The sequence below is a fragment of the Phytopseudomonas punonensis genome, from assembly GCF_900142655.1.
Lineage (GTDB): Bacteria > Pseudomonadota > Gammaproteobacteria > Pseudomonadales > Pseudomonadaceae > Aquipseudomonas > Aquipseudomonas punonensis.
This window is the reverse complement of sequence record NZ_FRBQ01000007.1, coordinates 186,423-211,812: the sequence shown is the minus strand read 5'-3', so window position 1 is coordinate 211,812 and position 25,390 is coordinate 186,423. Positions and strand designations below refer to the sequence as shown.

Sequence of the window (25,390 nt, the reverse complement as noted above, 5' to 3'; positions counted from 1 at the left end):
ATAAGGCAAATTCACGTCGTTTACTTGGACTTTCATAAACTCCGTTCGCCTATCGGCCATTTTCCTCGGGAGCCCGTCATGAGCCAGCAGCAGATCGCCGTACCGGTATTCAAGCTGTATGGCGATGCCCTGGAGTGGCCAACGCCCGACCTGCTGCACTGCGAGTCGATTCCCAAGCGCAGCCGCCTGCACGACTGGGTGATCGAGCCTCATCGCCACCCGGATCTGCTGCAGCTGCTGTATCTGCGCCAGGGCTCGGCGCTGATCGAAGTGGAAGGCGTGCAGTCGCGCATCGACGATGCGGCGCTGCAGGTGTTGCCGCCCCTGTGCGTGCACGGCTTTCAGTTTTCCGATGACGTGGACGGCTACGTGCTGACCCTGGCGGCGCCGCTGGTGGCACAGCTGGAGGCCCATCTCGGTGCCCAGCACCCGGTGTTCAGTGCACCGGCGCTGTACCCGGTGGGTGATGATCAGGGCTATCTGGATACCCTGTTCGACGCCATCGACCGCGAGTACGGGCAGAGCGCACCCGCCCGCAACCTGCTGCTGCAGTCGCTGGTCGGCGTGCTCGCCGTCTGGCTGGGCCGCCAGGTGCTGGTGCGTCAGGCGGCCGACCGTCCGGTGCGTGGCGAGCAGCATCTGGCCGCTTTCAATCGCCTGGTGGAGCAGCATTTTCGCGAGCAGCTGTCGGTCGAGGAATACGCCCGGCGCCTGGGCATCACCACCGCACACCTCAACACCATGACCCGCCGCTACGCCGGGCAGAGCGCTCAGGCGCTGGTGCATCAGCGCCAGTTGCTGGAGGCCAAGCGCCTGCTGGTGTATTCGTCGATGACTCTCAGCCAGATCGCCGATGCGCTGCAGTTTTCCGAACCGGCGTATTTCTCGCGTTTCTTCAAACGCCTGACCGGCCAGACGCCCAGCGCCTTTCGGCAGCAGCGCTGACTGGCCTATGCTCTGCCCATGTGCCAGGAGGACTGCGCCATGCTCTACGCCCGTCTCTATCTCGTCGTGCAAGTGTTGCTGCTCGCCGGTTTCGGCATCGCCTATTTTCTGCGGCCGCAGGAGATGGGCGCGGTCAGCGGCATGCTGTTGATGGAATCCGCCGCGGTGACCGATGTACGCGCTTTTTACGGCGCGCTGCAGATCGGCCTGGCGGTGTTTCTGGGGCTGGCCCTATCGCGCCATGAGCTGACCCGCCCGGCCCTGACGCTGTTGCTGGTGCTCTACAGCAGCCTGGCGCTGGGGCGCATCGCCGGCCTGTGGCTCGATGGTGGCGCGCAGCAGACCTTCAACCTGTGGGCAATTCTCTTCGAGGTGGTGTCCGCGGGGCTTGCCGGTTGGGCGCTACGCCGTTGGTCAGCGGTATGATTGGGCGCTTCAGAAAGGCGACGAGGGCGTGATGTACAAATCCGGACAGCGGGTACTGGCAGCGTTGCGGCAGATGATCGCTTCGGGCGAGCTGGCGGCCGGTGAGCGTATCGCCGAGATCCCTACCGCAGAGCGGCTGCAGGTCTCACGCACGCCGATCCGCATCGCCTTTCGCACCCTCGAGCAGGAAGGCCTGTTGTGCAAGGCGCCGGGCCGTGGCTACACGGTGCGGGCGGTGACCGATGAGGACATCGCCGGCGCGGTCGAGGTCCGTGGTGTGCTGGAGGGGCTGGCCGCACGCCAGGCGGCCGAGCGCGGGCTGTCCGATGCTATTCGCAGTCGCTTGCATGCCTGCCTGGTGGAAGGCGATCGGCTGTTCGACAAGGGCCATGTGGTGATGGAGGAGCTGGAGATCTACCACGACCTCAACAAGCGCTTTCACCAGGCAATCATCGAGGCCAGCGGCAACAGTGCCATTGCCGTGGCGCTGTCGCGCAACGATCACCTGCCATTCGCCTCGGTCAGCTCCCTGGCCGTGGACGGCAATGACATGCCCCGCGAATACCGGCGCTTCAGTTTCGCCCACATGCAGCATCACGCTGTTTACGACGCCTTGATCAACGGCCAGGGCGCCCGCGCCGAAGGCATCATGCGTGAGCACGCCAATGCCACCCTGCGCTACGCCCGAGCCATGCAGGGGGGCGGCGAGGCGGCGATGACCGTATTGCGCGATGGCTGAGGTGCAGATTCGTCGTGCACTGGGCAGCGATGCCGAGGCGATCAGCCGGCTTATCGTGCAGACCCTGCGGCTCAGCAATGCCCAGGATTATTCACCTGAGGTGATCGAGCGGGTAGCGGCCAACTTCGACGCTGCTGGCGTGCGTCCACTGCTGGCCTCGCGGCAGGTATTCGTGGCGCTCGATGAAGAGTGCGTGGTCGGCACCGCGAGCCTGGCGGGGGATGTGGTCAGGTCGGTGTTCGTGCTGCCCGAGAGGCAGGGCCACGGCGTTGGCAAGGCGCTGATGAGGCATGTCGAAGGAGTGGCCCGTGCCGCTGGCGTGGGGCAATTGCGGGTGCCTGCCTCGCTGACGGCGGTGCCGTTCTATACCGCTCTTGGCTATGCCGTGATTCGCGAAGTCGTCGAAGGGGATGAACGCACTCTGGTGATGGCCCGCCAGCTCGACCGCTGATTTCGTTCCGTTTATCTGGATATCTGCTCCGTATCTGTGGGAGCGGGCGGGGACGCCCAGTCCATGCCCGCGATTTTTTCGCGCGCATGGCGCGCTCCCACATTCGTCAGGTGCATCCCGCCTATTGCTCAGATATCCAACACCAGCCGCGCACTTTTCGCCCTTGAACAGCAGGGCGTGAATTGATCATTGGCGGCCTGTTCATCCTCGGTGAGAAACAGGTCGCGGTGATCCGGTTCGCCGTCGAGTACACGGGTCAGGCAGGTGCCACAGATGCCTTGCTCGCAGGACACGGGTATTTCCACGCCGATGTCGCGCAGCACTTCCACCACGCTGACGCCGTCCGGTACCTGCAGCACCTCGCCGCTGCTGGCCAGCTGAATCTCGAAGCTGGTCTTCGGCTGGTCGTCGGCCTCGGCGCTGAAGTACTCGCGGTGCAGGTTGTCATTCGCCCAGCCCAGGTCGCGGGCGCTGCCCAGCACGTGTTCCATGAAACCGCCCGGGCCGCACACGTACAGGTGGGCGTGCGGGTCCGCCGGGCCGATCAGCGCGGCGGTGTCCGGGCGCTTGCCTGGCTCGCCGTCATCGAAGTGCAGGTGCACGCGGTCGGCGAACGGCGCCTGGCGCAAGCGCTCGACGAACGCCGCTTGCTGCGCTGAACGGGCGAAATAGTGCAGGGTGAAATCGCCGCCGGTGTGGCTCAGGCGTTCGGCCATGCACAGGATCGGCGTGATACCGATGCCACCGGCCATCAGCATATGGCGCTTGGCATCGTGCTGCAGCGGGAACAGGTTGCGTGGCTCGCTGATGCTCAGCCGGACGCCCTGCCGCAAGCCATGCATGGCGGTGGAGCCGCCACGCGAATCGGCACTGCGCAGCACGGCGATCTGGTAACGGTGCCGCTCCTCGGGGTGGTTGCACAGCGAGTATTGGCGGATCAGCCCGTCCGGCAGGTGCACATCGATATGCGCACCGGCGCTGAAGGCGGGCAGGGGTTCGCCATCTTCGCGGGCCAGCTCGAAGCCGAGAATGTCCTGGGCCTGCTGCTCGATGGATGTGACGATGACGTCGATCATGGTGGCGCTCTCGTGAAAGGCTTGCGCTCGCTGCACGGGCGGCGAGCGGTGCAGTCGCTGAATCAGCCGACCTGGCGGACGTCGATTTTCTGGGCGGCGAGGGCCTGCTCTTCGGCAAGCAGGCGCTCAATGATCCGGCGTGACTGCACGCCGCCAGCGTCGATATTGAGCTTGAGCAACTGCCGTTCGGGCTGCCAGAGCAGGTTGCGCTGCTGGCGTTCGAGCATCTCCAGGTCTTCGCTGAAAATCTTGCCCTGGCCTTCACGGATGCTGTCGGTCAGCGCCTGGTCCTCGGGCTTGAAGCTGCGCGCCATGCCCCAGAAGTACCAGATCGAGGTCTCGCTTTCCGGGGTGATGAAGTCGACCACGATGCTCGCCGCCTTGGCATCGGCCGGCGCTTCGTAGCCGCCATGGCCGGCGTGGGCCACGCCGACCTCGATCATCACGTGGCTGGGCGGGTTGAAGCGGCAGATCTGCCAGCGATCCACCGGCACGTCGTCGGCCAGGCCGTTGCCGCGCAGCGCCATGCGCCAGAAGGGCGGGGCCATGATGTTTTCCATATGCCGGCTGGTGATCACCTCGTCGCCTTCGACCTTGGTGACCGGCGGCGCTTCGTCGATTTCCTTCTGGCCGATGCTCGAGGCATGCACGTAGGTCTCGTGGGTCAGGTCCATCAGGTTGTCGATCATCAGGCGGTAATCGCAGTTGATATGAAACAGACCGCCGCCGTAGGCCCATTCGGGGTTTTCCGCCCATTCCAAGTGGTGGATGGTGGCGGGGTCGGCCAGCGCCTGATCGCCCGTCCATACCCAGATGAAGCCATAGCGCTCCACCGCCGCGAAGGCGCGGATGCCCGGGAAGCCACGCACGCGCTGACCCGGCATGGCCACGGTCTTGCCTTCGCAGCCCATCTCCAGGCCGTGGTAGCCACAAATCAGGTTGCCGTTCTCGACATAACCGAGCGACAGCGGCGCGCCGCGGTGTGGGCAGAAGTCCTCGAGGGCTACCACCTGCCCTTCGGCGCCGCGGTAGAAGACGATCTTTTCCCCGCAGATCTGCCGGCCCAGAGGCTTTTCGGCGATCTCGTCGGGTGTGCAGGCTACATACCAGGCATTTTTCGGGTACATGACGACCTCGGTTCTTGTTGGTGTTATTGGATCCAATGGTTGGTTTTTAATCAGGCTAATGTCAATGCCTGGGGTGGGAAATAGTTAATAAAATAAACTGTCCGATCAGCGAACATTATATTTGTCGGCGTCAGTTCAGGCTGGCTCAGGCATTCAGCACGGCGGCCCGGATCGAGAGGCTTGGCAGGGCTGTGCCGCGACACCTGCATGGATTGAATATTGGATCCATTTCTGCAAGCTTGGCACCAGCTGTTCCCATAAAAACAATCAAGGATCTGCGCCGATGAAACCCTGTTTCCCGCTTTCGGCTGCCGACTGCGGCATGCCTCGCCTTTACCTGTTCACTGCCGTGGGAGGTGCGCGATGAGCGATCTCAGGCACGTCGTTGACCAGGGGCCGATGCGCGGCTTTCAATGGGTCGCCATCGCCGTTTGCGTCGTGCTCAACATGATCGACGGCTTCGATGTGCTAGTGATGGCCTTCACCGCCTCGTCGGTGGCCGCCGACTGGTCGTTGGGCGGCGCGCAACTGGGCATGTTGCTCAGTGCCGGGCTGCTCGGCATGGCGGCCGGCTCGCTGTTCATCGCACCCTGGGCCGACCGCATCGGCCGGCGCCCGTTGATCCTGCTGTGCCTGGTGATTTCCGGTAGCGGCATGCTGCTCTCGGCACTCAGCCAGACGCCCACCCAGCTGGCGCTGTTGCGCGGCCTGACCGGGCTGGGCATCGGCGGCATTCTGGCCAGCAGTAACGTGATCGCCAGCGAATACGCCAGCAAGCGCTGGCGCGGCCTGGCGGTCAGCCTGCAATCCACCGGTTATGCCCTGGGCGCCACCTTCGGCGGCCTGTTGGCGGTGTGGCTGCTGTCGCATTGGGGCTGGCGTTCGGTGTTCTTCGCCGGCGGGCTGATGACCTTCGCTGCCATCGTGCCGGTGCTGCTGTGGTTGCCCGAGTCCCTGGACTTTCTGCTCTCCAGGCAGCCGGACAAGGCGCTGGAGCGGGTGAACCGCCTGGCCGCCAAGCTGGATCGGCCGAGCCTTACTGCGCTGCCGGCCTTGCCGGTCGGTGACCACGCCAACAGTGGCGCCTTCGCGCGGCTGTTCGATGCCGAGCAACGGCGCAGCACGCTACTGATCTGGGTGCTGTTCTTCCTGGTGATGTTCGGCTTCTACTTCATCATGAGCTGGACGCCGAAGCTGCTCACCCAGTCCGGCCTGTCGGTGCAGCAGGGCGTCACCGGTGGAGTGCTGCTGAGCATCGGCGGCATCTTCGGCGCGACCTTGCTGGGCTTGTTGTCAGCGCGGTTTTCCCTGGCGCGGGTGCTGGCCGGCTTCATGCTGATCACCGCCGTGCTGCTGGTGGTGTTCACCAGTCTCGGCTCCTCGTTCAGCGCGGCACTGGGTATGGGCCTGCTGATCGGGCTGTTCTCCAATGGCTGCGTCGCCGGGCTGTATGCGCTGTCGCCGCTGATCTACGGCGCGTCGGTGCGGGCTACCGGGGTGGGCTGGGCGATTGGTATCGGGCGTGGCGGGGCGATTCTGTCGCCGACCGTGGCCGGTTTGATGCTCGATGACGGCTGGCAGCCGCTGCAGCTGTATACCTGGTTCGCCTTGGTGTTCGTCGCCGCAGCGGTGCTGTTGTTGACCTTGCTGCCGGCGCAGAAGCCGCAGCAGATGACGCCGGCTCAGGCCTGAACCGACAAGGGCGCGAGGCGGGTGCCTCGCGCCCGCTCGTTCACCAGAGCGCCAGGGTGTAGTCGATGTGCAGGCGGGTCTGGTTCTCGTCGCGGAAGGCTGCGCCGGCGGCGAAGTCATTGCGGTAGATGGAATGCCGGGCCTTCAGCCCGACGCCCTTGAACGTGCCGCTCTGGATCACGTAGCCGATCTCCATCTGCAGTTCACGCTCCTTGAGGTCGGCGCCGCCCAGGGTCGGCAGCTCGATGTTGTCGCCACGCAGGTAACGCAGGCGCGTCTTCAGGCCGGGCACGCCAGCAGCGGCGAAGTCGTAATCGTAGATCGCCTGCCAGGTACGCTCCTTGGGATTGAGAAAGTCCGAGCTCATGGCCATTTCGCTGATCACCATCGACTCGGTGCCGGAGATGTAGGGCTTGGCCGTGTCGCCGCTCTGGTGCATGTAGCCCAGGGTGAAACGATGGCCATCGAGGCTGTAGGCGAACTGCGCGGCGAGGTTGCGGTTATCCACCTTGCCGGCCTTGGCGCTGCCATCCTCGTTGCTGATGAAGGCGCGCAGGTCGGTGCTCAGCACGCCGGGGCCGACCGGCAGCTCGTGCAGCAGGCCGAGGTATTCCTGGCGATACAGATCGGCGACCGTGGTGTGGTAGGCCCGCAGCTTCAGGCCCTTGCTGAGCTGATAGTCGCCACCGAAGAAGGCTGCGTGGGAGCTTTCTGCCGCCGGGTTGAAGCGTCGGTTCGGCGAGGCCACCGTCATCGCCTGGTAGTTGCTGGAGTCGCGGCGGTTGATGCGGTCGAGATAACCGGCATTCAGGGTCAGATCCTCGATGTCCATGGACTGCAGGTAGGCGCCGCGGAAGCTCTGCGGCAGCAGGCGCGCCGGGCTGGCGACGATGGAGGGCAGGAACGGCGAAACATCGCCGACCTTCAACACGCTCTTGCCAGCGCGGAGCTTGGCGGTCGGCGCCAGGCGCGAATATTCGTCGGCGGCCCGCCCGCTGCTGGCGGAAACCGGCAGCAGTTCGGTGCCGCTGCGCCCGGGTGAGGAGTCCAGCTTGACGCCCAGCAGGCCGGTGACGTCCAGGCCGAAACCAACGGCGCCCGGCGTGTAGCCCGACTCCATCTTGAGGATGAAGCCCTGAGCCCATTCGCGGGCCGCCGACTTGGCGCCATCGTCCTTGTAGTCGCGATCCATGTAGTAGTTGCGGGTGGTCAGCTTGGCGCTGCTGTCTTCGACGAAGCCGTCGGCCAGGGCATGGCCGGCCATCAGGCCGGGAGCCAACAGCAGGCCGGCCAATGAGCTGCGGCGAAAGAAAATGGAGTCGAGCGCCCGATGGGTGTGCATGTCGTTGTCCTTTTATTGTTGTTCTTCGCCCCGCCGATGGGGGCGGTGGATGCAGCGCTGTTAGCGTTGCAGTGGGGCGAGAATGGAAAGGCAATGACGGCTGGTCAATGTGCTCTGTTCGATAATCGAACGTTAAAATTATTAATTATTTTTAGGGTTAATAAAGATCTTCAGTTAAGTGATTGATGCCATTCGATTAATGCCGGATTCACTCGTCTAACAGAATTACTTTCGTTATCCATTATCTTTGTTAATCTTTTTTCAGGCTTCGCGGCCTGTCCCTTTCGGTGCACCGCGAGCGACCACAACAACAATAAAATCGAGGGTTCCCCATGGATACGTCATCGCGTCGTTCGACGCTGACCGTCACGCTGTGTTTCATCGTCGCGCTTATCGAAGGCCTGGATCTGCAATCGGCGGGCATCGCCGCTGCGGGGATTCGCCAGGCGTTCGAGCTTGATCAGAAGATGATGGGCTGGATGTTCAGCGCCAGCATCATCGGCCTGCTGCCCGGAGCGTTCTTCGGCGGCTGGCTGGCCGACCGCATCGGCCGCAAGCGGGTACTGATCGGCGCGGTGATTCTGTTTGGTATCTTTTCCCTGTGGACGGCCTATGTATCCAGCGTCAATGGCCTGTTGCTGGCACGCTTGATGACCGGCCTGGGTCTCGGTGCCGCCTTGCCGAACCTGATCGCCCTGTGCGCCGAGGCCGTCGAGGAACGCCGCCGCGGCACGGCCATCAGCATCATGTATTGCGGGGTGCCGCTGGGCGGCGCCATCGCGGCGGTGGTGGGCATGCTCGGTGGTGAAAGCTGGCAGACGGTGTTTATCGTCGGTGGCGTGGCGCCCTTGCTGGTCGCGCCGCTGCTGATCTTCGCGCTGCCCGAATCGCGCGACTTCCGCGAGCAGCACCAGGGCGCCGCGCCGGTTCGCGAGTCCACCGTGCGGGCGTTGTTCGGTGGCGGCCGGGCGGGCGCCACGCTGGCGTTGTGGGTCAGCTACTTCTTCACCCTCACGGTGATGTACATGCTGCTCAACTGGCTGCCGTCGCTTTTGCTCGCACAGGGCTTCAGCAAGCCCCAGGCCGGCACCATTCAGATGCTGTTCAACATCGGCGGTGCCATTGGCTCGCTGCTTGGCGGGCTACTGCTGGATCGCCGCGGTCGCACCGGTGTGGTGCTGTTCGCCTATGGCGGTGTGCTGGCCTCTTTGGCTGGCCTGGGTTTCGCCTCGGGCATGCTGGCCATGGCGATTGCCGGTTTCGCGGCTGGCTTGTTCATCATCGCCGCGCAGCTGGTGCTCTATGCGTTGGCACCGCCGGCCTATCCGACCTCGGTGCGCGCCACTGGCGTGGGTGCTGCGGTAGCCGTCGGGCGCCTGGGTTCGGTATCCGGCCCGTTGGCGGCCGGGCAGATTCTCGCCGCGGGCGCCGGCACCGCAGGCGTGTTGCTGGCGGCATCGCCAGGCCTGGTGATCGCTGCGCTGGTGGTGCTCGGCATGAGCCGCCGGCGTGCTGCTGAAGCGCCGGCCACCTCGACGACGTCGCACTGACGGAGGCGGGCGCATGAGAGACGGTGCGGCGGCCTTGCGCCGTCGCACTTGCCTGCGCACTTTTCAGCAGGCAATAAAAAACCCGCCGAAGCGGGCTTTTACTGACCAATGCCAACATCCTGTCGGCTGCCATCCTAGCTATGGTCACGTCATCCATGACCCTGAGCACGTCCTGTGCTGCAGGTATGGGCATAGATTACGGCCCTGACCGGGGTGTCACCAGAGCGAACCGGCGCGCCGTCATGTAAGCCTTTGGCTATAGCGAAACGGCAGCGCGAACTGTTCGAGGGTTTTCGGCCCCTCGAGCGAGAGGCGTTCAAGCGCCTATGTCCGAATTTGGCGCAGATGGTGATTTTGCTTAATAGTTAATTGACATAACTATTTTTCAGGATTAGCTTCTGTTCATCGACAACCAAAACAAGAGCACACCCCCATGAGCAAGTACGAAGGCCGCTGGCAAACCGTGAAGGTCGATGTCGAAGAAGGCATCGCCTGGGTCACTCTCAACCGTCCTGAAAAACGCAACGCCATGAGCCCGACCCTCAACCGTGAGATGGTCGATGTTCTCGAGGTGCTGGAGCAGGATGCCGAGGCTCGCGTACTGGTGCTGACCGGCGCTGGCGAGTCCTGGACCGCAGGCATGGACCTCAAGGAATACTTCCGCGAAGTGGACGCCGGCCCGGAAATTCTTCAGGAGAAGATCCGCCGTGAAGCCTCGCAGTGGCAGTGGAAACTGCTGCGCATGTACGCCAAGCCGACCATCGCCATGGTCAACGGCTGGTGCTTCGGTGGTGGCTTCAGCCCGCTGGTGGCCTGTGACCTGGCGATCTGCGCCGACGAGGCGACCTTCGGTCTCTCGGAAATCAACTGGGGCATCCCGCCGGGCAACCTGGTCAGCAAGGCCATGGCCGACACCGTGGGCCACCGTCAGTCGCTGTACTACATCATGACCGGCAAGACCTTCGACGGTAAGAAAGCCGCCGAGATGGGCCTGGTCAACGAAAGCGTGCCGCTGGCGCAGCTGCGTGAAACCACCATCGAGCTGGCGCGTAACCTGCTGGACAAGAACCCGGTGGTACTGCGCGCCGCCAAGCATGGCTTCAAGCGTTGCCGCGAGCTGACCTGGGAGCAGAACGAGGATTACCTGTACGCCAAGCTCGACCAGTCGCGTCTGCTCGACGAAGAAGGCGGCCGCGAGCAGGGCATGAAGCAGTTCCTCGACGACAAGACCATCAAGCCCGGTCTGCAGGCTTACAAGCGCTGATCGCTGGCCTTTTGTTGCGCGGCGTCCGCCATGGCGCCGCGAGCGTTTCCTACAAAGACAACAATGAGGAATCACCATGCTGGACGTGCCCCTGCTGATCGGTGGCCAGTCGTGCCCCGCCCGTGATGGACGTACCTTCGAACGCCACAACCCGGTAACCGGTGAAGTGGTCTCCCGGGTCGCCGCCGCTACCGTGGAAGATGCCGATGCGGCCGTCGCGGCGGCCCAGGCTGCTTTTCCGGCCTGGGCTGCGCTGGCGCCCAACGAGCGGCGTACCCGCCTGCTCAAGGCGGCCGAGCAGATGCAGGCGCGCGCTGGTGAGTTCATCGCCGCTGCTGGGGAAACCGGGGCGATGGCCAACTGGTACGGTTTCAACGTGCACCTGGCGGGCAACATGCTGCGCGAGGCGGCGTCGCTGACCACCCAGATCCATGGCGAGGTGATTCCTTCCGACGTTCCCGGCAGTTTTGCCATGGCGCTGCGCCAGCCCTGCGGTGTGGTGCTCGGTATCGCGCCATGGAACGCTCCGGTGATCCTCGCCACCCGCGCCATCGCCATGCCGCTGGCCTGTGGCAATACCGTGGTGCTCAAGGCCTCCGAGCTCAGCCCGGCAGTGCATCGGCTGATCGGCCAGGTGCTGCAGGATGCCGGCCTGGGTGATGGCGTGGTCAACGTGATCAGTAACGCACCCGCCGATGCAGCAGTGATCGTCGAGCGGCTGATCGCCAACCCGGCGGTACGGCGGGTCAACTTCACCGGCTCGACCAAGGTCGGGCGCATCGTCGGCGAACTGTCGGCGCGGCATCTCAAACCGGCGCTGTTGGAACTCGGTGGCAAGGCGCCGTTGCTGGTGCTCGATGATGCCGATCTGGACGCCGCCGTCGAGGCTGCGGCATTCGGTGCCTACTTCAACCAGGGGCAGATCTGCATGTCCACCGAGCGCCTGGTGGTCGATAGCAAGGTCGCCGATGCTTTCGTCGCCAAGCTGGCCGCCAAGGTGGCTACCCTGCGCGCTGGTAACCCGGCCAGCAGCGAGTCGGTGCTCGGTTCGCTGGTCGACGTGGCGGCCGGCGAGCGAATCAAGGCCCTGGTCGACGACGCCGTCGGCAAGGGCGCGAAGCTGGTCGCCGGTGGCCAGGTCGAGGGCAGCATTATGCAGGCGACCTTGCTCGACCACGTCACGCCGGCCATGCGCCTGTACGCCGAGGAGTCCTTCGGCCCGGTGGCCGTGGTGCTGCGCGGCAACGGTGACGAGGAGCTGCTGCGCCTGGCCAACGACTCCGAATTCGGCCTGTCGTCGGCGATCTTCAGCCGCGATACCACTCGCGCGCTGGCTTTGGCGCAGCGCGTCGAGTCGGGCATCTGCCATATCAACGGACCGACCGTGCACGACGAAGCGCAGATGCCCTTCGGCGGCGTCAAGGCCAGTGGTTACGGCAGCTTTGGCGGCAAGTCGGCCATCGAGCAGTTCACCCAGTTGCGCTGGGTGACCCTGCAGAACGGCCCGCGGCATTACCCGATCTAGCAGGCCGTTGAAAAACGTAGACGAGGCCGCCGATGCGAGGCAAAAACAGGCGAAAAGCGGAGTTTACGAATAGTAAATGAGCATTTTGAGCCTGGTTTTAACGAAGGAGCGGCAACGCAGGTAGTTTTTCAACAGCCTGCTAGCCCAGCGTTTGTGACATTCCTGCGTGTGCCGGCTGCCTCGATCCCGAGGCGGTACGGTGCTGCGTGACAACAAGAACAACAGGGGCGATTCAGTCGCCTGCGTGGAGAAGCCAAGTGAACTCCGATACCGGACCGCGTTATCGCCAGGTGTCCATCGGCCGCCCGGCCGTTGAGGTCAGCGAACGTCAGGGTGTGTTGCACATGCGCTCGCTGGAACCGCTGGCGCCCTTGCCGCCACGTTTGCTCGACCGCCTGGTGCATTGGGCCGAGGTGCGCGGGCAGCAAACCTTTCTGGCCGTGCGCGGCGAGAACGGCGAGTGGCAGCACACCAGTTATGCGGGGATGCTCGACGCCGTGCGCGCCATTGCTCAATGCCTGCTGGGCTTTGGCCTGAGCGCCGAGCGGCCCCTGGCTATTCTCTCCGGCAATGGCCTGCAGCATCTGCAGATCGCCCTCGGCGCCATGTACGCCGGCATTCCCTATTGCCCGGTGTCGCCGGCCTATTCGCTGCTCTCCCAGGACCACGCCAAGCTGCGCCATGTCTGCGACCTGCTGCAGCCGGGGCTGGTGTTCGTCGACCACGCCGCGCCGTTCCAGCGTGCCATCGACGCGGTAATGGCCGCCGATGTGCCGGTGATCACCGTGCACGGTGAGGTGGAGGGTCGACCTAATATCGATTTCGCCAGCCTTCTGGCAGAGCCTGGTGGTGCAGAAGCCGAAGCAGCCTTTGCGGCCACCGGCCCGGATAGCATCGCCAAGTTCCTTTTCACCTCCGGTTCGACCAAGCTGCCCAAGGCGGTGATCACCACCCAGCGCATGCTCTGCGCCAACCAGCAGATGCTGCTGCAGACCTTCCCGGTATTCGGTGAAGAGCCGCCGGTGCTGGTCGACTGGCTACCGTGGAACCACACTTTCGGCGGCAGCCACAACCTGGGCATCGTGCTGTACAACGGCGGCACCTTCTATTTGGACGACGGCAAGCCGACGCCCCAGGGCATGGCCGAAACCCTGCGCAACCTGCGCGAGATCTCGCCGACCGCCTACCTGACCGTGCCCAAGGGCTGGGAAGAGCTGGTCAACGCCCTGGAGCAGGACGCGGCGCTGCGCGAAAGCTTCTTCGCGCGCATCAAGCTGTTCTTCTTTGCCGCCGCGGGTCTGTCGCAGAGCATCTGGGATCGCCTCGACCGCATTGCCGAGCAACATTGCGGCGAGCGCATCCGCATGATGGCCGGGCTGGGCATGACCGAGGCGTCACCGTCGTGCACCTTCACCACCGGGCCGCTATCCATGGCCGGCTACGTCGGCCTGCCGGCGCCGGGCTGCGAAGTGCGCCTGGTGCCGGTCGACGGCAAGCTGGAAGGGCGTTTTCGTGGGCCGCACATCATGCCGGGCTACTGGCGTGCCGAGCAGCAGACCGCCGAGGTGTTCGACGAGGACGGCTTCTACTGCTCCGGTGACGCGCTGAAGTTGGCCGACCCGAGCGATCCACAACTGGGCCTGATGTTCGACGGGCGCATCGCCGAGGACTTCAAGCTGTCGTCCGGGGTGTTCGTCAGCGTCGGCCCGCTGCGCAATCGCGCCGTGCTCGAAGGCTCGCCTTACGTGCAGGACGTGGTGGTCGCCGCGCCGGATCGCGAATGCCTGGGGCTCCTGGTATTCCCGCGCCTGCACGAGTGCCGGCAATTGGCCGGGCTTGCAGCCGGTGCCACTGACGCCGAAGTTCTTGCCAGCGCGCCGGTGCGCGGCTGGTTCGCCGATTGGCTGCAACGCCTCAACCGCGAGGCCACCGGCAATGCCACGCGCCTGGAATGGATCGCCCTGATGAGCCATGCGCCGTCCATCGACCGCGGCGAGATCACCGACAAGGGCTCGATCAACCAGCGCGCCGTGCTGCAGTGGCGCGCTGAACAGGTCGAAGCACTGTACCGCGGCCGTGACGAAACGATCCTGCGGGCCGAGACGCGGCCATGACGGGCGGCCAGTACAGCGCCTTCGAGGATGTGGCGATCATCGAAGCAGTGCGTACGCCCTGGAGTGACCTGAACGGGCCGCTGGCCCAGGTATCGCCCATCGACCTGGGCATCAAGGTAGGTCGCGCCGTGCTGGCCCGCGCCGGGCTCGATCCGGCAGCGGTGGACGGCGTGTTCGCCGGCTCCATGGCCCAGGCCAGTTTTGACGCTTATATGCTGCCGCGGCATATCGGCCTGTACAGCGGCGTGCCGCAGCAGGTGCCGGCGCTGGCTGTACAGCGCATCTGCGGCACCGGCCTGGAGTTGCTGCGCCAAGGGGCCATGCACCTGCAGTCTGGCGGGCAGCTGGCGCTGTGCGTGGGCAGCGAGTCGATGTCGCGCAACCCGATTGCCGCCTATGAGCACCGGGCGGGCTTTCGCCTCGGCGCGTCGGTCGGTTTCAAGGATTTTCTCTGGGAAGCGCTGTTCGATCCGGCGCCAGGCGTTGACATGATCGCCACCGCCGAGCGCCTGGCCCGTGAGTACGGGATCAGCCGCGAGCAGGTTGACGCCTATGCCCTAAGCAGTCACCAGCGCGCTCTGCAGGACCGCGACAGCGGCTGGCTGTGCGAGGAGATCGTCGCCGTGGGCAACGAGCGCTTCGAATTGGACGGCTATCAGGCGCGGGGTATTCAGCTGCCCAGGCGGATTGCCGAGGTGGCGCAGGACACTCATCCACGACCCACCGATGCCGAGGCGCTGGCGCGGCTGAACGCCATTCACTCAGGCGGCGTGCAGACCGCGGGTAACAGCTGCGCAGTGGTCGATGGTGCGGCGGCAGCGCTCGTCGGCCGAGCCTCCGACTGCACGCGCCCGTCCTTGGCGCTGCTGTGTGCCTCGAGCGTGATCGGCGTAGCGCCAGAGATCATGGGCATCGGCCCCGTACCGGCCATTCATCTGCTGCTGCAACGCAGCGGCTTACGGCTCGAAGAGATCGGTCTGTTGGAAATCAACGAAGCCCAGGGCGCCCAGGTGCTGGCGGTCAGCCAGGCTCTGGAGCTGGACCCTACGCAGTTGAATCAGCGCGGCGGCTCCATCGCCCTGGGCCATCCGCTGGCGGCTACTGGCCTGCGCTTGGTGATGACCCTGGCGCGCCAGCTGCGCGAGGCCAATCTGCGTTACGGCATCGCCGCGGCCTGCATCGGTGGCGGACAGGGCATGGCGCTGCTGATCGAGAATCCGGGCTACCAGGCCTAAGTCTGCCCTACAGGGAGGTTGACCATGTGGCATTACAAGGCGCCGCTGCGCGATATGCGTTTCGTCCTCGAACATTGGTTGCAGGCGCCTGCGGCCTGGTCTGAGCAGCCGGCGTTCACTGACCTCGACCTGCCGCTGGCGTTGCAGGTGCTGGAAGAGGCTGCACGTTTCAGTTCCGGCGTGCTGGCGCCGCTCAACGCCAGTGGTGATCGGCAAGGCTGCAGCTGGCACAACGGCGAAGTGACCACGCCAGATGGCTTCGCCGACGCTTACCAGGCCTATGTGGAAGGCGGCTGGCCCGCGCTGGCCTGCGATCCCGCCCACGGCGGCCAGGGCCTGCCGCAGCTGCTGGATGCGGCGCTGCAGGAAATGCTCTACGCCAGCAACCACGGCTGGGCGATGTACACCGGCATCGCCCACGGCGCCTACCTGTGTCTGGATGCCCACGCCCCGCAGTCGCTCAAGGAGCGCTACCTGCCCGCCATCGTCAGCGGCGAAATCCTGCCGACCATGTGCCTCACCGAACCCCAGGCCGGCAGCGATGTAGGCCTGCTGCGTTGCCACGCCGAACCTCAGGACGACGGCAGCTATCGTCTTACCGGCAGCAAGCTGTTCATCTCCGGCGGCGAGCACGACCTCACCGCAGACATCCTGCACCTGGTGCTCGCGCGTCTGCCGGATGCGCCGGCGGGCACCCGCGGCATCTCGCTGTTTCTGGTGCCCAAGCGGTTGGACGATGGTACGCGTAACGCCGTGCGCTGCGACGGAATCGAGCACAAGATGGGCATCAAGGGCAGCGCCACCTGCTCGCTGAGTTTCAACGGTGCTCAAGGTTGGCTGATCGGCGAGGCCGATCGTGGCCTCGCGGCGCTGTTCGTGATGATGAACTCGGCGCGACTGTACGTTGGTTTGCAGGGCCTCGGGCATGCCGAGGCGGCCTCGCAGAATGCGCTGGATTACGCCCGGGAGCGCCGGCAGATGCGTGCGCCAGGCAGACCGGAAGGCGTTGCCGCGGCGCCTGCCGACCCCATTCATTACCACCCGGCCATGCGTCTGGCGTTGCTGCGTTTGCGTACGGTCAGCCAGGGCTTGCGGGTTATCGGCTACTGGGGCGCGCACCTGCTCGATCAGGCCGAGTATGCCAACAGCGAACCAGCCCGCCAGCAGGCCACTCGCCTGGCCGGGCTGCTGACGCCAGTGATCAAGGCGTTCTTCACCGACCAGGGTTTTTACCTGGCCAGCGAGGCGCTGCAGGTGTTTGGCGGCTACGGCTACATTGGCGAGTACGGCATCGAGCAAACCCTGCGCGACAGCCGTATCGCGATGATCTACGAGGGCAGCAACGAGATTCAGGCCAACGATCTGCTGCTGCGCAAGGTGCTGGGCGATGGCAGCGTGGCGTTGGGTGAGCTGCTGGCGTTGTTCGAGCAGGAAGCGTCAGCGGGCGGCGAGTATGCCGACCAGCTAAGTGCGCTATCCGCGAAGTTGCGTTTCTTGGTGAGCGGCATCTTCAACCACGCCGAGGGTGACGCCGAATACCCGTACCGCATCGCCGGCGATTTTCTGCACCTGCTCGGCTGGGCGCTGCTGGCCTATGCCTGGGCGCGTTCGGCGCGCCTGGCAAATGCGCTGCTGGCGAATGATCCCTGGTATCAGGAGAAGCTCGACAGCGCTGCGTTCTTCTTCAGCTATTTGATGCCGGAGATCGAGCTGCGCATCGCCCGGATCGACACTGCTCGGGCGCCGCTGACGTTTCTGGATTGACGGGGCTCTAGGTCCGTAGATGTGTGGCGTGCAGGGGAATGGCAAAAACGTGGCGAGAGCGGACATCGGACGCTGCTGCTTTTGTGGGAGGGGCTTTAGCCGCGATTGTGCCTGTCTAGGCGTAAAGAGCTCGCGGCTAAAGCCGCTCCTACGCAACCGCTGAGTGTCCGCTTCTGCCTTAGAGCAGCAACCAAGCCACTCCCGCCACCTCTCACAAGACGCCTTAACGCGTGACCTTGTGCAGCAACCGCAGCAACTGCGCACGCTCGTCTTCGTCGAGTGCGGAGGTGGCTTCTTCGTCGCTGGCTATGGCAATCGCTTTCAACTGCCCAAGCAGGGCGATGCCCGCTTTGGTAAGAAATACGCCATAGGCGCGCTTGTCCTGCACGCCGCGCACGCGCTGGGCCAGGCCACGGCTCTCCAGCTTGTTGAGCAGCGGCACCAGTTGCGGTGGTTCGATGGCCAGCTGGCGGGCGAGGTCGGCTTGCATGAGCCCGGGCTCGCTTTCGATGATGACCATGGCGGTGAACTGCGCAGGGCGCAGGTCATGTTCGGCGAGCTTGCCGACTAGGTGCTGAAATACTTTCAGCTGGGCACGGCGCAGCGCGTAGCCCACCAAAGTGTCCAGCCAGCTGTCGGGCAGGGCAGCGCCTCCGGGTGTGGCCTGGGGCGAGGTGTCCATCTGGCTGGAGGTGTTGCTCATGGAAAGGGCTTCTTCAGTTAAGCGAATTAAGCATTTTGCACGTAGGCAGGTGAACTGACCAGCGCAGGCATCTTCAGTGGTCGAGCGAGAGTTGCTAGCGGGTGCGTTGCTCGTAGCGGGCTGTGCCGCGGAGTCACGCGCGTTTCTTGACGCCAGGCGCGTTGCCGTGCGCGCGATTGAGCTTCTCCGCGCTGAGCCGGCGCTGGCCTTCGCCGTCGACCCAGCCGGCTTCCCAGGCAGCAGCAGGAATGCTGTCTGCGAATGGCAGGGTGTCGGAAGCGTGCCCAGCCAGCCCGGCCATATAGCCTTGCTGATAAGCCTTGGTCAGGCTTTCCAGGCTCCAGTGCTGGTCGTTGTCACGGTGGCTCATGAGAGAGGTTCGCAAAGAGTGCTTGCAAACCATGCTAGCCAAATCTGCAGGCCCGAACCGGGCCGTCGGTCTCGGATTTAAGACCATTGGTTTTTTTTGTGACGCAGTTGTCGCAGGCCAGGCGAACCTGGCCCCGTTTCACACGGCCAGAGCGAGGATGCTGGCCTGATAGGCGGCGGCGAAACTGTCGAAATCGCCATCTTCATGTACTTCAAGTTCGGCCTGCTCCTGCAGCGAGCGTTGCGCGATCTGCTCGAACTCGGCTTGCTGCTCGGCGCTCAGCGGTTGGCCGCGGAAATGCTCGGCGTGGCGCTTGCTCTGGCGCAGGGAGAATGCCGCAAAGCTTTCGCCTTTCTGCAGCTCGGCCAGTACCTGTGCCGACGGCGTCAGGCTGGCGTTGTCGACTTTCGCACGCTGGGCCTGCAGGGCGCTGGCGTGCTCGTCATGGCCCTGGCCGGCGTCGAGCAGTTTGGCGATGGCTTCGATGCCGTCGAGCAGTTCGTGAGCCCAGGTCTGCAGCACCACCGGTACGCCCTGGCGAGACAGGTGCAAGCCTGGGCGACGGCCTTCCTTGACCACCTTGAGGAAGTTGTCCGAGCAACTGCCGCATTCGCCATTGCTCAGCTGCGGGCTGTCCTGCAGGGCGCAATAGAGCAGGAAGGCATCGAGGAAGCGCGATTCGGCGAGGTCGATGCCCATCGGCAGGAACGGGTTGATGTCCAGGCAACGCGCTTCGACGTACTGCACGCCGCGCGCCATCAGCGCCTGGATCGGCCGCTCGCCGCTATAGGTCACGCGTTTGGGGCGGATGTTGGAGTAGTACTCGTTTTCGATCTGCAGCACGTTGGTATTGAGCTGCAGCCACTCGCCGTCCTTTTTGGTGCCGATGTTCACGTAAGGCGGGTAGGGCGTGCCGACTGCCTGGCGCAGGCTGTCGGTGTAGCTGGCCAGATCGTTGTAGCAAGGCGTCAGCCCGGCCTGGGCTTCGCTCTGGTAACCCAGGTCGCTCATGCGCAGGCTGGTGGCGTAGGGCAGGTACAGGGTGTCGGCGTCGAGCTCCTGCAACTGGTGCGGGCGGCCACGCATGAAGTTCTTGTCCAGCGCCGGCGAGGCGCCGAACAGGTACATCAGCAGCCAGCTGTAGCGGCGGAAGTTGCGGATCAGCGCGATGTAGCGCGACGACTGATAGTCGCGGGCGCTGCGCGTGTCGCCTTCGGCTTGCTGCAGCACGGCCCACAGCTGCTCCGGCAGGGAGAAGTTGTAGTGAATTCCAGCGATGCACTGCATGGTCTTGCCGTAACGCAGGGCCAGGCCCTTGCGGTACACGTATTTGAGCTGACCGATATGCGAATGGCCGTAACGGGCGATCGGAATCGTCTCTTCATCCGGCAGTGGGCCGGGCATCGACGGGCTCCAAAGGTATTCGCCGTCGAGTTTGCTGTACACGAAACGGTGGATGCGATCGAGCTCGGCCAGCGTATCGCTCGGGTCGGTAGCCGTACCGGTAATGAACTCGAGTAGCGACTCGGAATAGTCTGTGGTGATCTGCCCATTGGTGAGCGCCGAACCCAGGGCGACAGGATGCTCGCTCAGCGCGAGTTGGCCACCTTCATCGACACGCAGGCATTCGCGCTCGATGCCGTGCATGCACTGGGACAGCAGGGACTGGTTGGCATGCTCGCCGAGCAGGGCCAGACGGCGGGAGAACAGGTCGCTCAAGATTGCATTCCTTCACGCAGCGGTCGCCCCAATATGGGGGTGGACGCTGGACTCTACAAGGGGCGAATTGCTGACGTTGGTCGTCTGGCGAAGAGGACGTGCATTCTAGCGACATGCACCCGACAGGCGAAGCACCAGGCGCTGACGGCTTGAGGAGTCGGCGACGCGTGGCGTGGCTCTCTTAGAGGCAGGCGAAGGTGGCCTGGGCCTTGGCCACCAGCTTGTCGTGCTGGTGCACTTCGGCTTCGATCACCTGGGTGCGGCGGCCGGCGTGGATGACCCAGGCGCGACAGCTCAGATCACCCTCGGTGACGCCACGGATGTAGTTGACCTTGCACTCCAGGGTCACGCTGCTCGGCTCGCCGTCGCTCAGGCTGTGGCTGGCCTGGCCCATGGCGGTGTCGATCAGCGAGAACAGCGCGCCGCCGTGCAGCTTGCCGTGCAGGTTGCGCAGGCCGTCGTGCATGCTCAGCGCGATGATCGCCTCGCCGGCCTCGGCCTTGACGATCTGCAGGCCGAGCAGGCGCCCGAAGGCGCTGCTCTTGCCGATTTCGTCCGCGGATTGGCTCATCGCTTACTTCCTCAGCTGCTTGGCGTTGGCGAACAGCGAAGCCATGGCTGCATTGGCCGGAGCCGGTTTTTCCTGGCCGGAATGGCGTTCACTGCGTGGCGCCTGGCCACCTTTGCCGCCGCCCTGGCGGGCACCGCCACGGGGGCCATCGACTTTCTCGCCGGGCGTGTCGCTCATGCGCATCGACAGGGCGATGCGGTTGCGCGGAATGTCCACTTCCATGACCTTGACCTTGACCACGTCGCCGGCCTTGACCGCTTCGTGCGGGTCCTTGATGAATTTCTCGGACAGCGCCGAGATGTGCACGAGGCCGTCCTGGTGTACGCCGATATCGACGAAGGCGCCGAAGTTGGTCACGTTGGTGACCACACCTTCGAGGATCATCCCCAGTTCGAGGTCTTTCAGGTTTTCCACGCCTTCCTGGAACTCGGCGGTCTTGAACTCCGGGCGCGGGTCGCGGCCGGGCTTTTCCAGCTCGCTGAGAATGTCGCCGACTGTCACCAGGCCGAAGGTCTCGTCGGTGAACTTCTTCGGATCCAGGCGCTTGAGAAAGCCCGCATCACCGATCAGCGAGCGGATATCGCGGCCGGTGTCGACGGCGATGCGCTGTACCAGCGGGTAGGTTTCCGGGTGAACCGCGGAGGCGTCCAGCGGGTTGTCGCCATTCATCACGCGCAGGAAGCCGGCAGCCTGTTCGAAGGTCTTGTCGCCCAGGCGCGGGACTTTCTTCAGCGCGTCACGGGTCTTGAACGCGCCGTGTGCGTCACGGTGAGCGACGATGTTCTGTGCCAGGGTAGCGTTGAGGCCAGAAATCCGCGCGAGCAGGGCGCTGGAGGCGGTGTTGACGTCCACGCCCACGGCGTTCACGCAGTCTTCCACCACGGCATCCAGGCTGCGCGCCAGCTTGAGTTGGGACACGTCGTGCTGGTATTGGCCGACGCCGATGGATTTCGGGTCGATCTTCACCAGCTCGGCCAGCGGATCCTGCAGGCGGCGGGCGATGGAGACCGCACCGCGCAGCGAGACGTCCAGATCCGGGAATTCCTTGGCAGCCAGTTCCGAGGCCGAGTACACCGAGGCGCCGGCTTCGCTGACCATGATCTTGGTCATCTTCAGGCCCGGGTACTTTTTGATCAGCTCGATGGCCAGCTTGTCGGTCTCGCGGCTGGCGGTGCCGTTGCCGATGGCAATCAGGTCGACGCCATGCTTGGCGCACAGCTTGGCCAGCACGTTGAGGGTGCCGTCCCAGTCGTTACGCGGCGCGTGCGGGTACACGGTGGCGGTGTCCAGCACCTTGCCGGTGGCGTCGACCACGGCGACCTTGCAGCCGGTGCGCAGGCCCGGGTCGAGGCCCAGGGTCGCGCGCGGCCCTGCCGGTGCAGCCAGCAGCAGGTCGTGCAGGTTGCGGGCGAACACGCTGATCGCCTCGTCTTCGGCGGCTTCGCGCAGTTCGCCGAGCAGGTCGGTTTCCAGGTGGGTGTAGAGCTTGACCTTCCAGGTCCAGCGCACCACTTCGCCCAGCCACTTGTCGGCGGCGCGGCCCTGATTGGAAATGCCGAAACGCTCGGCGATCATGCCTTCGCACGGGTGCAAGGTGCCGGGCAGCTCTTCACCGACCCTGAGGCTGGCGCTGAGGATGCCCTCGTTGCGGCCACGGAAAATCGCCAGGGCGCGGTGCGACGGGGCGCCCTTGAGCTTTTCGTCATGCTCGAAGTAGTCGCGGAACTTGGCGCCTTCGTTTTCCTTGCCGGCGATGACCCGGGCGCTAAGCGTGGCGTTGTCCTTGAGGTAGCCGCGCAGGTTGCTGAGCAGGCTGGCGTCTTCGGCGAAGCGCTCCATGAGGATGTACTTGGCGCCTTCGAGCACCGCCTTGGTGTCGGCGAAGCCCTTCTCGGCATCGATGAAACGTGCCGCTTCAGTCTCCGGCGTCAGGCTCGGGTCATTGAACAAGGCATCGGCCAGCTCGCCGAGGCCGGCTTCCAGGGCGATCTGGCCCTTGGTGCGGCGCTTCTGTTTGTACGGCAGGTAGAGGTCTTCGAGACGCGTCTTGGTGTCGGCGAGGTTGATTTCGCGGGTCAGCTCGGGCGTCAGTTTGCCCTGCTCCTCAATGCTGGCCAGGATGCTGGCGCGGCGATCGTCGAGCTCGCGCAGGTAGCGCAGGCGTTCTTCTAGGTTGCGCAGCTGGGTATCGTCGAGGCTGCCGGTGACTTCCTTGCGGTAGCGTGCGATGAACGGCACGGTGGAGCCTTCGTCGAGCAGTGCGACAGCGGCGGCGACCTGTTGCGGGCGTACGCCCAGTTCTTCGGCGATACGGTTGTTGATGCTGAGCATAGAAGACATGAACCTGACTCAAAACGATGAATAACCGGCCTCGTTCATGATGAGCCGGACGATAAAGCGGCGCATTATAGCCACGCAAAGATGCGCTCAGGCCAGCCGCCATGGCCGCCGTCAGACCGCGAATCTGGTTGAAGTGCGCCAACCCAGCGAAAAATCTGCTAACAATGGACAATACGTGGTCTATACGGCCTCTGAGCCATAATGCCGCCGTTAAGCCGTGCGCAACGCGTCGCGGACTCTCGGTCAAGGAGCCTCTATGAGCAGCACTGCAGTACAACCGGTCGAAGGCGAGAAGATCCTGATTGTCGATGACGACGCCCGCCTGCGGCGTCTGCTCGAGCGTTTCTTCGATGAGCAGGGCTATCGCGTTCGTGCCGTGGAAAACGTCGAACAGATGGACCGCCTGTTGTCGCGCGAGCTGTTCAACCTGGTGGTACTCGACCTGATGCTGCCGGGCGAAGACGGCATGAGTGCCTGCCGTCGCCTGCGCGCGTCGAACAACCAGGTGCCGATCATCATGCTCACCGCCAAGGGCGATGAGGGCAGCCGTATCCAGGGTCTGGAAATCGGTGCCGACGATTACCTGGCCAAGCCGTTCAACCCGCGTGAACTGCTGGCGCGGATCAAGGCTGTACTGCGCCGCCAGGCACCAGTCGTACCAGGCGCGCCAGGCAGCGAAGATGAGAGCGTCACCTTTGGCGACTACGAGCTTTCCCTGGCGACTCGCGAGCTGAAGAAGGGCGACGAAGTGCACATGCTCACCACCGGTGAATTCGCTGTGCTCAAGGCGCTGGTGCAACATGCCCGCGAGCCGCTGACCCGCGACAAGCTGATGAATCTGGCCCGTGGCCGTGAGTGGGATGCGCTGGAGCGCTCCATCGACGTGCAGATTTCCCGCCTGCGCCGGCTGATCGAGCCGGATCCGTCCAAGCCGCGTTACATCCAGACCGTCTGGGGCGTGGGATATGTGTTCGTGCCGGATGGCAACAAATAACGTCGATCCACGACTAGCGAGGGCTGGCAACCAATGTCAGCCCTTGTTCGTTTAGCCTCCCGCTTCTCGCGCTCTGCCCGGCTCCTGTTTCTATGAAAGCTCCACTCTGGTTCCCGCAAAGCTTCTTCTCGCGCACCCTCTGGCTGGTGCTGATCGTCGTGCTGTTTTCCAAGGCGCTGACCCTCGTTTATCTGATGATGAACGAGGACGTGCTGGTGGATCGTCAGTACAGCCACGGCGCGGCACTTACCCTGCGCGCCTATTGGGCGGCGGACCCCGAAGATCGCGCCAATATCGCCGAGGCGGCTGGCCTCAAACGGGTGACGCGCGCCGAAGTGCCGGCCAGCGAAGAGCACTGGCCATACAGCGAAATTTTCCAGCGTCAGATGCAGTCCGAGCTGGGGCCGGATACCGAAACCCGGGTGCGCGCCAAGAGCCCGCCGGCATTGTGGGTGCATGCACCGACGCTCGGTGAGGACTGGATCCGTGTGCCACTCTACCCACACCCGCTACGTGGCCAGCGCATCTGGAGCGTACTGGGCTGGTTCCTGGGTATCGGCCTGCTGTCCACCGCGGCGGCGTGGATTTTCGTGCGTCAGCTCAGCGCGCCGCTCAAGCGCCTGGTCTTTGCCGCTCGGCAGTTTGGCCAGGGGCGTAGCGTGCGTCTGCCAGTGGGCGACACGCCGAGCGAAATGGCCGAGGTGTATCGCGCGTTCAACCAGATGGCCGAGGACGTCGAGCAGGCCGGTCGTGAACGCGAGCTGATGCTGGCGGGGGTTTCTCACGACCTGCGCACGCCGTTGACTCGATTGCGCTTGTCTCTGGAGTTTCTCGACCACGACTCGGAGCTGACCGACGACATGGTGCGCGACATCGAGGACATGGACGCCATTCTCGATCAGTTCCTGGCCTTCATCCGCGATGGCCGTGACGAGCCGGTCGAAGAGCTGAATCTGCCCGACTTGATTCGCGAAGTGGTCGCGCCCTACAACCAGAAACACGAGCAGGTACGTTTGTTCGTGGAGCCCGTGCCGGCCGTTCCACTGCGCCGGGTGTCGATCAAGCGGCTGATCGTCAACCTGATCGAGAACGCCCTGCGCTATGGCGGTGGCGCCGTGGAGATCGTCCTGTCGGTTGCTGATGATCACAGTGCGCCTTATGTGGTGCTCAGCGTGTTGGACCGTGGCGCGGGTATCGACCCGAGCGAGCTGGGCAACATCATCAATCCGTTCATTCGGGGTGACAGCGCCCGCGGCGGCAAAGGTGCCGGGCTGGGCTTGGCCATCGTCAAGCGCATCGCCGCGCTGCATGGCGGTAGCGTAGAGTTGCGCAACCGTTCCGGTGGTGGCCTGGAAGCCCGTATCTGCCTGCCTCTGGGATTATTGTTGCCACGCGACGCCGCTTGATACTGGGCTAGGCTGTTACTCCATGCAGGCACCTGTA

At 64.3% G+C, this 25,390-nt stretch carries 22 protein-coding genes; 14 read left to right on the top strand and 8 right to left on the bottom strand.

From position 1 onward, the window contains the following. The first annotated feature begins 78 nt into the window (after positions 1 to 78). From BUC40_RS17310 to BUC40_RS17295, 4 genes are read left to right on the top strand one after another with little or no spacing between them, the layout of a single operon-like run. The gene (locus BUC40_RS17310; protein ID WP_073267415.1) at positions 79 to 945 is read left to right on the top strand and encodes a helix-turn-helix domain-containing protein; all 867 of its coding nucleotides are present in this window, start codon (positions 79 to 81) and stop codon (positions 943 to 945) included. A 39-nt stretch (positions 946 to 984) separates the two neighbouring features. Further along, positions 985 to 1,371 (top strand): DUF4345 domain-containing protein, encoded by a 387-nt coding sequence (locus tag BUC40_RS17305; protein ID WP_073267414.1) that lies wholly within the window; start codon positions 985 to 987, stop codon positions 1,369 to 1,371. A gap of 31 nt (positions 1,372 to 1,402) precedes the next feature. Continuing rightward, a complete protein-coding gene (locus BUC40_RS17300; protein ID WP_073267413.1) occupies positions 1,403 to 2,110 on the top strand; it encodes a GntR family transcriptional regulator in 708 nt (235 codons plus the stop codon). After that, positions 2,103 to 2,561 (top strand): GNAT family N-acetyltransferase, encoded by a 459-nt coding sequence (locus BUC40_RS17295; protein ID WP_073267412.1) that lies wholly within the window; start codon positions 2,103 to 2,105, stop codon positions 2,559 to 2,561. The genes BUC40_RS17300 and BUC40_RS17295 overlap by 8 nt, the downstream gene beginning before the upstream one ends. A gap of 128 nt (positions 2,562 to 2,689) precedes the next feature. Here BUC40_RS17295 and BUC40_RS17290 read toward each other — a convergent pair whose 3' ends face one another. Continuing rightward, the gene (locus BUC40_RS17290; protein WP_073267411.1) at positions 2,690 to 3,637 is read right to left on the bottom strand and encodes a PDR/VanB family oxidoreductase; all 948 of its coding nucleotides are present in this window, start codon (positions 3,635 to 3,637) and stop codon (positions 2,690 to 2,692) included. Positions 3,638 to 3,699: 62 nt separating this feature from the next. Then, entirely contained in the window at positions 3,700 to 4,764 is a 1,065-nt protein-coding gene (locus BUC40_RS17285; RefSeq protein ID WP_073267410.1) for an aromatic ring-hydroxylating dioxygenase subunit alpha, read from the bottom strand. A gap of 363 nt (positions 4,765 to 5,127) precedes the next feature. On the opposite strand from BUC40_RS17285, the gene BUC40_RS17280 reads away from it, so the two are divergent. Next, positions 5,128 to 6,456, top strand: a complete 1,329-nt coding sequence (locus BUC40_RS17280) for an MFS transporter (protein WP_073267409.1) — start codon at positions 5,128 to 5,130, stop codon at positions 6,454 to 6,456. Between the two features lie 40 nt (positions 6,457 to 6,496). Here BUC40_RS17280 and BUC40_RS17275 read toward each other — a convergent pair whose 3' ends face one another. Beyond that, positions 6,497 to 7,798, bottom strand: coding sequence for an OprD family porin (locus tag BUC40_RS17275; protein WP_073267408.1), 1,302 nt, complete (start codon positions 7,796 to 7,798; stop codon positions 6,497 to 6,499). Between BUC40_RS17275 and BUC40_RS17270 the strand changes: the two genes are divergently transcribed. From BUC40_RS17270 to BUC40_RS17240, 7 genes are all read left to right on the top strand, one after another. Beyond that, positions 7,787 to 7,984: a hypothetical protein gene (locus BUC40_RS17270; RefSeq protein ID WP_073267407.1), complete on the top strand. Its 198-nt coding sequence runs from the start codon at positions 7,787 to 7,789 to the stop codon at positions 7,982 to 7,984. The two genes, BUC40_RS17275 and BUC40_RS17270, sit on opposite strands and share 12 nt — an antisense overlap. Before the next feature lie 146 nt (positions 7,985 to 8,130). Then, positions 8,131 to 9,348 carry a 3-(3-hydroxy-phenyl)propionate transporter MhpT gene (gene mhpT, locus BUC40_RS17265; protein WP_073267406.1) on the top strand — a complete coding sequence of 406 codons (1,218 nt, stop codon included), beginning with the start codon at positions 8,131 to 8,133 and terminating at the stop codon, positions 9,346 to 9,348. Positions 9,349 to 9,781: 433 nt separating this feature from the next. Continuing rightward, the gene (locus BUC40_RS17260; RefSeq protein WP_073267405.1) at positions 9,782 to 10,612 is read left to right on the top strand and encodes a p-hydroxycinnamoyl CoA hydratase/lyase; all 831 of its coding nucleotides are present in this window, start codon (positions 9,782 to 9,784) and stop codon (positions 10,610 to 10,612) included. Between the two features lie 76 nt (positions 10,613 to 10,688). Then, a complete protein-coding gene (locus tag BUC40_RS17255) occupies positions 10,689 to 12,137 on the top strand; it encodes an aldehyde dehydrogenase (RefSeq protein ID WP_073267404.1) in 1,449 nt (482 codons plus the stop codon). A 257-nt stretch (positions 12,138 to 12,394) separates the two neighbouring features. Beyond that, positions 12,395 to 14,251, top strand: coding sequence for a feruloyl-CoA synthase (locus BUC40_RS17250; protein ID WP_208605785.1), 1,857 nt, complete (start codon positions 12,395 to 12,397; stop codon positions 14,249 to 14,251). Further along, positions 14,248 to 15,486, top strand: a complete 1,239-nt coding sequence (locus BUC40_RS17245; RefSeq protein ID WP_073267403.1) for a thiolase family protein — start codon at positions 14,248 to 14,250, stop codon at positions 15,484 to 15,486. Before BUC40_RS17250 ends, BUC40_RS17245 begins: the two co-directional genes overlap by 4 nt. 24 nt (positions 15,487 to 15,510) lie before the next feature. Continuing rightward, positions 15,511 to 17,250, top strand: a complete 1,740-nt coding sequence (locus BUC40_RS17240; RefSeq protein ID WP_073267402.1) for an acyl-CoA dehydrogenase family protein — start codon at positions 15,511 to 15,513, stop codon at positions 17,248 to 17,250. Between the two features lie 223 nt (positions 17,251 to 17,473). Here BUC40_RS17240 and BUC40_RS17235 read toward each other — a convergent pair whose 3' ends face one another. The 5 genes from BUC40_RS17235 to BUC40_RS17215 all read right to left on the bottom strand — a co-directional run bounded on the left by BUC40_RS17235 (position 17,474) and on the right by BUC40_RS17215 (position 22,944). Beyond that, positions 17,474 to 17,953: a MarR family winged helix-turn-helix transcriptional regulator gene (locus BUC40_RS17235; RefSeq protein ID WP_083593595.1), complete on the bottom strand. Its 480-nt coding sequence runs from the start codon at positions 17,951 to 17,953 to the stop codon at positions 17,474 to 17,476. Between the two features lie 133 nt (positions 17,954 to 18,086). Then, on the bottom strand, positions 18,087 to 18,323 hold the full coding sequence (rmf, locus tag BUC40_RS17230; RefSeq protein WP_073267401.1) for a ribosome modulation factor: 237 nt from the start codon (positions 18,321 to 18,323) through the stop codon (positions 18,087 to 18,089). A gap of 138 nt (positions 18,324 to 18,461) precedes the next feature. Further along, positions 18,462 to 20,042, bottom strand: a complete 1,581-nt coding sequence (gene gshA, locus BUC40_RS17225) for a glutamate--cysteine ligase (protein ID WP_073267400.1) — start codon at positions 20,040 to 20,042, stop codon at positions 18,462 to 18,464. 181 nt (positions 20,043 to 20,223) lie between these two features. Beyond that, a complete protein-coding gene (locus tag BUC40_RS17220; protein ID WP_073267399.1) occupies positions 20,224 to 20,613 on the bottom strand; it encodes a PaaI family thioesterase in 390 nt (129 codons plus the stop codon). Positions 20,614 to 20,616: 3 nt separating this feature from the next. Next, positions 20,617 to 22,944 (bottom strand): Tex family protein, encoded by a 2,328-nt coding sequence (locus BUC40_RS17215; protein WP_073267398.1) that lies wholly within the window; start codon positions 22,942 to 22,944, stop codon positions 20,617 to 20,619. A 265-nt stretch (positions 22,945 to 23,209) separates the two neighbouring features. Between BUC40_RS17215 and ompR the strand changes: the two genes are divergently transcribed. Continuing rightward, positions 23,210 to 23,947, top strand: coding sequence for an osmolarity response regulator transcription factor OmpR (gene ompR, locus BUC40_RS17210; protein ID WP_073267397.1), 738 nt, complete (start codon positions 23,210 to 23,212; stop codon positions 23,945 to 23,947). Between the two features lie 92 nt (positions 23,948 to 24,039). Continuing rightward, the gene (locus tag BUC40_RS17205; RefSeq protein WP_073267396.1) at positions 24,040 to 25,353 is read left to right on the top strand and encodes an ATP-binding protein; all 1,314 of its coding nucleotides are present in this window, start codon (positions 24,040 to 24,042) and stop codon (positions 25,351 to 25,353) included. The last annotated feature ends 37 nt before the right edge of the window (positions 25,354 to 25,390 follow it).

Coding starts and splice junctions, on each gene's coding strand:
- BUC40_RS17290 (WP_073267411.1), bottom strand. CDS start 3,637: ATGATCGACGTCATCGTCACATCCATCGAGCAGCAGGCCCAGGACATT.
- BUC40_RS17300 (WP_073267413.1), top strand. CDS start 1,403: ATGTACAAATCCGGACAGCGGGTACTGGCAGCGTTGCGGCAGATGATC.
- BUC40_RS17220 (WP_073267399.1), bottom strand. CDS start 20,613: ATGAGCCAATCCGCGGACGAAATCGGCAAGAGCAGCGCCTTCGGGCGC.
- BUC40_RS17215 (WP_073267398.1), bottom strand. CDS start 22,944: ATGCTCAGCATCAACAACCGTATCGCCGAAGAACTGGGCGTACGCCCG.
- BUC40_RS17245 (WP_073267403.1), top strand. CDS start 14,248: ATGACGGGCGGCCAGTACAGCGCCTTCGAGGATGTGGCGATCATCGAA.
- BUC40_RS17305 (WP_073267414.1), top strand. CDS start 985: ATGCTCTACGCCCGTCTCTATCTCGTCGTGCAAGTGTTGCTGCTCGCC.
- BUC40_RS17310 (WP_073267415.1), top strand. CDS start 79: ATGAGCCAGCAGCAGATCGCCGTACCGGTATTCAAGCTGTATGGCGAT.
- BUC40_RS17280 (WP_073267409.1), top strand. CDS start 5,128: ATGAGCGATCTCAGGCACGTCGTTGACCAGGGGCCGATGCGCGGCTTT.
- ompR (WP_073267397.1), top strand. CDS start 23,210: ATGAGCAGCACTGCAGTACAACCGGTCGAAGGCGAGAAGATCCTGATT.
- rmf (WP_073267401.1), bottom strand. CDS start 18,323: ATGAGCCACCGTGACAACGACCAGCACTGGAGCCTGGAAAGCCTGACC.
- BUC40_RS17240 (WP_073267402.1), top strand. CDS start 15,511: ATGTGGCATTACAAGGCGCCGCTGCGCGATATGCGTTTCGTCCTCGAA.
- BUC40_RS17295 (WP_073267412.1), top strand. CDS start 2,103: ATGGCTGAGGTGCAGATTCGTCGTGCACTGGGCAGCGATGCCGAGGCG.
- BUC40_RS17205 (WP_073267396.1), top strand. CDS start 24,040: ATGAAAGCTCCACTCTGGTTCCCGCAAAGCTTCTTCTCGCGCACCCTC.
- BUC40_RS17255 (WP_073267404.1), top strand. CDS start 10,689: ATGCTGGACGTGCCCCTGCTGATCGGTGGCCAGTCGTGCCCCGCCCGT.
- mhpT (WP_073267406.1), top strand. CDS start 8,131: ATGGATACGTCATCGCGTCGTTCGACGCTGACCGTCACGCTGTGTTTC.
- BUC40_RS17235 (WP_083593595.1), bottom strand. CDS start 17,953: ATGAGCAACACCTCCAGCCAGATGGACACCTCGCCCCAGGCCACACCC.
- BUC40_RS17285 (WP_073267410.1), bottom strand. CDS start 4,764: ATGTACCCGAAAAATGCCTGGTATGTAGCCTGCACACCCGACGAGATC.
- BUC40_RS17260 (WP_073267405.1), top strand. CDS start 9,782: ATGAGCAAGTACGAAGGCCGCTGGCAAACCGTGAAGGTCGATGTCGAA.
- BUC40_RS17270 (WP_073267407.1), top strand. CDS start 7,787: ATGGGTGTGCATGTCGTTGTCCTTTTATTGTTGTTCTTCGCCCCGCCG.
- BUC40_RS17275 (WP_073267408.1), bottom strand. CDS start 7,798: ATGCACACCCATCGGGCGCTCGACTCCATTTTCTTTCGCCGCAGCTCA.